The sequence below is a fragment of the Propionibacterium sp. genome, assembly GCF_047719395.1.
In the GTDB taxonomy this organism is placed as follows: Bacteria; Actinomycetota; Actinomycetes; order Propionibacteriales; family Propionibacteriaceae; genus Propionibacterium.
Genome location: NZ_JBDNTB010000080.1, coordinates 1 through 7,916 on the forward strand (window position 1 = coordinate 1; position 7,916 = coordinate 7,916).

Sequence of the window (7,916 nt, forward strand, 5' to 3'; positions counted from 1 at the left end):
TTTTTTGTGACACATGTCGCGAGACAAGTGAGACACATGTCGCGAGACATCACACTTGTACCCGAGAGGGGACTCGAACCCCTATGCCCGTGAAGGCAGCGCATTTTGAGTGCGCCGCGTCTACCATTCCGCCACTCGGGCTGCGTGGATCATTGTGGCACATGAGCGGCGCACAGCACATTTGCCGTAGCCGGGCTTTGTTCACGACAATTCTGGTGGCTGTAAACTCTGCTCGGTATGTGATGTGGGCCCACCGAATAAGGCAAGACGGGATACTGGCATGGTGACGAAGAAGTCAGAGGACACCGAGGGTCCGAAGAAGCCTCGCGTTGTGGTCGCCGAGGACGAGGCGCTGATCCGTCTCGACCTCGTGGAGTTGCTCACCGATGAGGGCTACGAAGTGGTCGCCCAGGCAGGTGATGGCCAGGCGGCAATCCAGTTCGTCAAGGATCTCCAACCCGATGTGGTGGTTCTCGATGTCAAGATGCCGGTCATGGATGGCATCACCGCGGCCGAGAAGATCGCCGGGGAGCGGCTCGCAGCCGTGGTCATGCTGACCGCCTTCAGCCAGCGCGACCTGGTCGAGCAGGCCCGCGAGGCCGGCGCGATGGCCTATGTCGTGAAGCCCTTCGACGCCTCCGACGTCGTGCCAGCCATCGAGATCGCCCTCGCGCGCTTCCAGGAGATCGTTGCCCTGGACGACGAGGTCGCCGATCTGGAGGACCGGCTCGCCTCCCGCAAGGTGGTCGACCAGGCGAAGGGCATCCTGCAGGACTCCCTCGGCATGACCGAGCCGGAGGCATTCCGCTGGATCCAGAAGACGGCCATGGACCTGCGCAAGTCGATGCGCGAGGTGGCCGAGGGCGTCGTCGACCATGACAAGGCCAAGAAGAACGGCTGATCCCTCGCACGCCGGCAGAACTTGTCTGCTGCCCTCACAGGCGCCAGCTGACCGGGTGACGGAGACTCGCCGAGGTCCTAGGCTCGTCACGTGAACCAGACACCAAGGTTGCTGCTGATCGACGGGCACTCGATGGCTTTCCGCGCCTTCTTCGCCCTTCCCGCCGAGAACTTCTCCACCTCGACGGGGCAGTACACCAATGCCGTCTACGGCTTCACCTCGATGCTCATCAATCTGCTGCGTGACGAGCAGCCCAGCCACGTCGGGGTGGCATTCGATGTGGGGCACCGTACCTTCCGCACCGATGTCTACGAGGAGTACAAGGGCACCCGTTCCGCGACGCCGCCGGAATTCGCCGGCCAGATCGGGTTGATCAAGCAGGTGCTCGACGCGATGGGCATCGCCCACGCCGAACTCGACGGTTACGAGGGCGACGACATCCTGGCCACCTGGTCGCGTCAGGGCGACGAGCGCGGCTGGGAAGGCATGGTCGTCTCCGGCGACCGCGACAGCTTCCAGTTGGTCGACGACAACACCACGGTGCTGTATCCGCATCGCGGTGTCTCGGACTTGGCGAGGATGACGCCACAGGCCGTGCAGGACAAGTACGGCGTGCTGCCGCACCGCTATCCGGAGATGGCTGCGCTGGTGGGGGAGACCAGCGACAATCTGCCGGGTGTGCCCGGAGTGGGGCCCAAGACGGCTGCGAAATGGCTGAACAAGTACGACGGGCTGGAGAATCTGCTCGCCCATGCCGAGGAGCTGCGCGGCAAGGCCGGTGGGAATCTGCGCGAGCACACCGAGGACGTGCTGCGCAATCGGCGTCTCAATCGGCTGCTGGATGATCTGCCGCTGGAGATGAGTGCGGACGACCTGACCCGCGGCGAGATCGACCGGGAGGCGGTGCACACCCTTTTCGACGCCCTGGAGTTCCGTACCCTGCGCGAGAGACTCTTCGACACTCTCGTGCCCGGCGACGAAGCACGATCCCGGGGGTTCGGACTCGACATCACCGATCTGGAGGCCGGTGGTCTTGCAGCCTGGATCGATAGCTGCGCTGAATCCGGTGTCGTCGGACTCGCACCGGCGGGGCACTGGGCCGCCGGCAGTGGCGACATCACCGAGCTGGCACTGGCCACCACCGACGGCCACGCCATCGCCCTTGATCTTCCTGCTCTCGATCCGGCCGATGAGCAGACATTGCACGGGTGGCTGGCAGACCCCGCAGCCGCCAAGGCCATGCACGACGCCAAGGGGCCGATGCTGGCCCTGTGGGCACGAGGCCTCGACCTGGCTGGGCTGGTCTGCGACACACAGCTGGCCGCCTATCTGCTGCGTCCCGACCAGCGCAGCTACGACCTGGACGACCTGTCGCTGCGTCACCTGGGCCGCGAACTGCGGGCCGATGGCGAGGCCCCGGCGCCGGCTCAGGATGCCTTGGACTTCGACGGTGAGACGGACTCGGGGCAGGCCGGCGAGCTCATGCTGCGCGCCCGGGCGATCGCCGAGCTCTCGGGGGTGCTTGACGCCGAACTCGGCAGGACCGGCCAGCGAGGGCTGCTGGAGGAGATGGAGCTGCCGCTGCAGCGGGTGCTCGCCAAGATGGAGCAACGCGGCATCGCCGTCGACCTGGACGTGCTCAACGAGTTGCGTGGCGAGTTCGACGACAAGGTGGTCGCTGCCGAGCAGGCCGCCTACGAGAGCATCGGCAGGCAGATCAATCTCGGATCACCCAAGCAGTTGCAGGGGGTGCTCTTCGACGACCTGGGGATGCCCAAGACCAAACGCACCAAGTCCGGCTGGACCACCGACGCCGAGGCCCTGGAGGGGCTGTACGTCAAGACCCAGCACCCCTTCCTGGAGCACCTCCTGGTGCATCGCGATGCCATCAAGCTGCGTCAGATCGCCGACACCCTGTTGAAGGCCGTCTGCGACGACGGGCGCATCCACACCACCTATCTGCAGACTGTGGCCGGTACCGGGCGACTGTCCAGCACCGATCCGAATCTGCAGAACATTCCGGTGCGCACGCTGGAAGGACGCCGGCTCAGGGACGCCTTCGTCGCGGGCAGGGGATACGAGGCCCTGATGAGCGCCGACTACTCCCAGATCGAGATGCGCGTGATGGCAGATGGTTCCGGCGACCAGACACTCATCGACGCCTTCACCTCCGGCGTGGACTTCCACACGGTGACTGCCTCGCATGTCTTCGGAATTCCCGCCGAGCAGATCACCGGGGACCAGCGCTCCAGCGTCAAGCAGATGAACTACGGGCTGGCCTATGGTCTGTCGGCCTATGGTTTGTCGACGCGGCTCGGCGTCTCGGTGCCCGAGGCGAAAGCCCTCATGGAGGAATATTTCACCACCTTCGGCGGGGTGCGCGAGTACCTCACCGGTCTGGTCGACCAGGCGCGGAAGCAGGGCTACACGGAGACAACGCTCGGCCGGCGGCGCTATCTTCCCGACCTCAATTCGAGTAGCAGGCAGCGCCGTGAGATGGCCGAGCGGATGGCCCTCAACGCTCCCATCCAGGGCAGCGCGGCCGACATCATCAAGATCGCCATGATGCACGCCGAGCACGGACTCAGCGGGGCCGGCCTGAAATCTCGGATGCTGCTGCAGATTCACGACGAACTCATCATCGAGGTGGCACCCGGCGAGCACGAGCAGGTGCAGGCGGTGGTCACCGATGCGATGGCCCATGCGGTCACCCTCAAGGTGCCACTGGATGTCTCGGTCGGCTACGGAAAGAGCTGGAACGATGCCGCGCACTGAGCCGGAACCCACTCAGGCGGCACGGACCAGGTCCGCGTAGTAGAGCGCCCTCGCCAGGGGCTCACCCCTGCCGAGCGGGTAGTCGGCACAGACCACCAGAACCACCTGCGGTGCGCCGCCGGAGTCGTAGATCACATTCGACTGCGGGTCGTAGTTGTCGACCATGACCTTCCCGGCATGGCTGAACCGATAGCAGACCGTGCTGCCCTGCGCATCAGTGAAACGGAAGATCTCACCGCCGCGCAGCAGGCCATTGTTGAGCTCATTGCCGAGCGCCCCGCCGTAGCGGAAGGTGTGTGCGGTGAGGATGACATTGCCCTTGTCGGAGCCGATCATGGGGCCCTGGTCGTACCAGCCGATGGTGTACCCGTCATTGCCCGGCGGCACCGCCGGCGTGTCATCGGCTGCCAGCCCGAGCGTCAGCATTGGCATCGGCTTGCCATGACCCTCGATGGTCATCGTCTCGCCGACCATCGAGGTGGGGTGGGCCTCGCAGCTGGCGGGAACAGGTTCAGATGAGTCCCGGTTTCCGGTCTCGAGCTGAGCAGACGAGGGGGCGCCGGGGGTGTAGACGGGCAACGCCTTCTCGTAATCGCTGGGCAGCAATTGGTAGGCGCGCCAGCCGGCGAATGCGAGGGCGCCGAGCAGCACCAGAATCGCCACCACGCGCACGAACTTCCGCATCTGAGCTCCCCTGACCACTGCGACTGCCGAGCAGACGGCTCGGCAGTCTTCCCGGAAGACTCTATCGCCACGACTGACGGCGATCCTTGGCTCCGGCTCTGCGGTAGTCCGCCTCCGGCACGGGCCCGGCCGTGCACCATTCGCCCGGAAATGCACGCGTTGATGCATGTTTCCGCTACTACGCTGGACCAGTGAGCGCTCACCAGGACCATCGGATTCCGCAGGACACTCCCCGCAGTCTGTTGATCGGGGGTGCCGAACAGGCCGGTTCAGCAGGCACTTTCGAGGTCTTCAACCCGGCAACCGGCGAGGCCATCACCTCCATCGCCGAGGCCGGCACGGAACAGGGCATCGCTGCCCTCGATGCTGCCGTGGACGCGCAGGAGTCCTGGCAGTCCACCGCACCGCGCGAGCGGGCCGAACTGCTGAGGGCCGCCTTCGACGAGGTCCAGCGCCGCAGTGATGACTTCGCCCGCCTGATGACACTGGAAATGGGCAAGCCGCTGGCGGAGTCGCGCGCCGAGATCGCCTACGGCTCGGAATTCCTGCGCTGGTTCAGCGAGCAGGCCGTGCGAGTGACCGGCCGCTATGCGCCCACCCCTGAGGGCTCGCTGCGCCAACTCATCACCAAGCGCCCGGTCGGGCCGTGCCTGCTCATCACGCCCTGGAATTTCCCGCTGGCGATGGCTACCCGCAAGATCGCGCCGGCCCTGGCCGCCGGCTGCACGGTCGTCATCCGGCCCGCCTCCTCGACGCCGCTGTGCACACTGCTGTTCGGCAAGGTCCTGGCCGATGCGGGTCTTCCGGCCGGCGTCGTCAATGTGATCACCGGGCGCGATCACGCGGTGACCGATGCCGTACTGGCCGATCCCCGGCTGCGCAAGCTGTCCTTCACAGGCTCCTCACCGGTGGGCCAGAAACTCGGCGCAGCGGCCGCACGCCATTCTCTGCGCACCAGCATGGAGCTCGGCGGCAATGCTGCCTTCGTGGTCTTCGGCGATGCCGATCTCGACGCCGCGCTGGAGGGCGCGAAGCTCGCCAAGATGCGCAACATGGGGCAGGCCTGTATCTCTGCGAACCGCTTCGTCGTCCACGAATCGCTGGCTGAGGAGTTCACCTCCCGGTTCAGCGAGTGGATGTCCTCGTTGACGGTGGGTGACGGAATGGACGCGGGCACCACGGTGGGCCCACTGATCTCCACCTCCGCACGGGACGACATTGCGGCACTGGTGGACCGCGCCGTGGCGGCAGGGGCGCACCTCGAATGCGGCGGCAGGGTTCCTGAGGGTGCGGGCAGTTTCTATGCTCCGACGGTGCTCAGCGCAGTGGCGCCCGATGCGGAGATCATGACCACCGAGATCTTCGGGCCGGTGGCTCCCATCTGCACCTTCAGCACCGAGCAGGAGGCGCTGCAGATCGCCAATTCGGTGCCGGTGGGACTGGCCGGTTATGTGTTCACGCAGGATTTCGATCGCATCCAGCGCTTCGCGGCGCGTATGGAGACGGGCATGCTGGGCGCCAACACCGGTCTGTTCAGCAATGCGGCAGCACCCTTCGGCGGGGTCAAGGAGTCCGGCCTCGGCAGGGAGGGCTCCTTCGAGGGCATCGAGGAGTACCTGGACACCATCTACGTGGCCCTGCCCGATCCCTGGCGCTGAGCCTCGCCCGATGGGTGCAGGACGAACCGTTTCCGTTTCTGAGCCGATCTGGGCGACTGGGAACTGCAGATGCGGATGACGGAGCTGATTCGCAGCGTCCGATCACGCAAACCGCCGAGTCTGCCTGCCGCGGTGCACATCGTCTGGGCGGCTTGTCCACGGCGGAGCGCGAAGACTACTATTGTGGGGCATTGTGTTCGCCGCACCAGACCTAGTGTGCGGCGACGAGGGCGGCTGACCGCTGCCCGGGCCGGCACACTGCGTCACCTCACAACTCGTCCAACATCGGAGCCCTACCTACATGACCTCCTCCATTGAGGCCTCCAACAAGGTCGCAATCGACGATATCGGAACCCCAGAAGCCTTCGAGGCTGCGGTTGATTCCACCATTAAGTACTTCAACGACGGCGACATCGTGGCCGGAACCGTCGTCAAAGTCGATCGCGACGAGGTTCTCCTCGACATCGGCTACAAGACGGAAGGCGTTATTCCGTCCAAGGAATTGTCCATCAAGCACGATGTGGACCCCTTCGATGTGGTGAAGGTCGGAGATGAGATCGAAGCCCTTGTCCAGCAGAAGGAGGACAAGGAAGGCAGGCTCATCCTCTCCAAGAAGCGTGCGCAGTACGAGCGCGCCTGGGGTGCGATCGAGAAGATCAAGGAGGAGGACGGTGTTGTCACCGGCACCGTCATCGAGGTCGTCAAGGGTGGTCTGATCGTCGACATCGGACTGCGCGGCTTCCTGCCTGCCTCCTTGGTTGAGATGCGCCGGGTCCGCGACCTGCAGCCCTATGTCGGTCAGGAACTCGAAGCCAAGATCATCGAGCTCGACAAGAACCGCAACAATGTGGTGCTGTCCCGCCGCGCCTGGCTGGAGCAGACCCAGTCCGAGACCCGGCACAACTTCCTGCAGCAGTTGCAGAAGGGCCAGATCCGCAAGGGAGTCGTCTCCTCCATCGTCAACTTCGGCGCCTTCGTCGATCTCGGTGGCGTGGACGGCCTGGTGCACGTCTCCGAGCTGTCCTGGAAGCACATCGACCACCCGAGCGAGGTCGTGCAGGTCGGCCAGGAGGTCACCGTCGAGGTGCTCGACGTCGAGATGGACCGCGAGCGTGTCTCGCTGTCCCTCAAGGCGACCCAGGAAGACCCCTGGCAGGCCTTCGCACGCATCCACCAGATCGGTGAGATCGTGCCCGGCAAGGTCACCAAGCTGGTTCCCTTCGGCGCCTTCGTGCGGGTCGAAGAGGGCATCGAGGGTCTTGTGCACGTCTCCGAGCTGGCCGAGCGCCACGTGGAGATTCCCGAGCAGGTCGTCTCGGTCAACGACGAGGTCATGGTCAAGATCATCGACATCGACCTGGAGCGCCGCCGGATCTCGCTGTCGCTGAAGCAGGCCAACGAGGGCATCGATGTCGGCGCCGAGGACTTCGATCCTTCGCTGTACGGCATGACGGCCAATTACGACGAGAACGGCAATTACATCTACCCCGAGGGCTTCGACCCGGAGCTCAACGAGTGGAAGCCGGGGTACGAGGAGCAGCAGGCGGCCTGGGAAGCCCAGTACGCCGAGGCCCAGACCCGTTGGATGGCCCTCAAGAAGCAGGCCACCGAGGCCGAGCAGGCCGATCAGCAGGCAGCTGCCGAGCCGGCAGCCAGCTACTCCGCGGAGTCCGAGCAGTCCAGCGGCGGTTCGCTTGCCTCCGATGAGGCGTTGCAGGCGCTGCGCGACAAGCTGTCGAGCGGTCACTGAGTACTACGATGAATTGACGTGAAGGGCCCCCGCCCGCAACGGCCCGGGGCCGTTGGGGTGGCCACCCCCTCGTTGGGGTGGCTCGGGCACGCAGGCCCCCCCGCCCGGGGCGGCGGGGGGGGGCGTTCAGGAGCAGCGGGGCCCCCCC

General features: G+C 65.4%; 5 protein-coding genes and 1 tRNA gene. 4 read left to right on the forward strand and 2 right to left on the reverse strand.

Features of this window, described 5'->3' with window-relative positions:
- Window positions 1-58: 58 nt before the first annotated feature.
- A tRNA-Leu gene (locus tag ABF648_RS11375) sits at window positions 59-141 on the reverse strand.
- Window positions 142-280: 139 nt separating this feature from the next.
- Between ABF648_RS11375 and ABF648_RS11380 the strand changes: the two genes are divergently transcribed.
- Both ABF648_RS11380 and polA read left to right on the forward strand, forming a co-directional pair.
- A complete protein-coding gene (locus ABF648_RS11380; protein WP_415632375.1) occupies window positions 281-901 on the forward strand; it encodes an ANTAR domain-containing response regulator in 621 nt (206 codons plus the stop codon).
- Window positions 902-991: 90 nt separating this feature from the next.
- A complete protein-coding gene (gene polA / locus ABF648_RS11385; RefSeq protein WP_415632376.1) occupies window positions 992-3,676 on the forward strand; it encodes a DNA polymerase I in 2,685 nt (894 codons plus the stop codon).
- Window positions 3,677-3,688: 12 nt separating this feature from the next.
- On the opposite strand, the gene ABF648_RS11390 is transcribed toward polA, so the two are convergent.
- Entirely contained in the window at window positions 3,689-4,360 is a 672-nt protein-coding gene (locus ABF648_RS11390) for a class F sortase (protein WP_415632377.1), read from the reverse strand.
- Between the two features lie 191 nt (window positions 4,361-4,551).
- Between ABF648_RS11390 and ABF648_RS11395 the strand changes: the two genes are divergently transcribed.
- Both ABF648_RS11395 and rpsA read left to right on the forward strand, forming a co-directional pair.
- Window positions 4,552-6,018, forward strand: a complete 1,467-nt coding sequence (locus ABF648_RS11395) for an NAD-dependent succinate-semialdehyde dehydrogenase (protein WP_415632378.1) — start codon at window positions 4,552-4,554, stop codon at window positions 6,016-6,018.
- A gap of 301 nt (window positions 6,019-6,319) precedes the next feature.
- Complete coding sequence (gene rpsA, locus ABF648_RS11400; RefSeq protein WP_415632379.1) at window positions 6,320-7,768, forward strand: 30S ribosomal protein S1; 1,449 nt, start codon at window positions 6,320-6,322, stop codon at window positions 7,766-7,768.
- The last annotated feature ends 148 nt before the right edge of the window (window positions 7,769-7,916 follow it).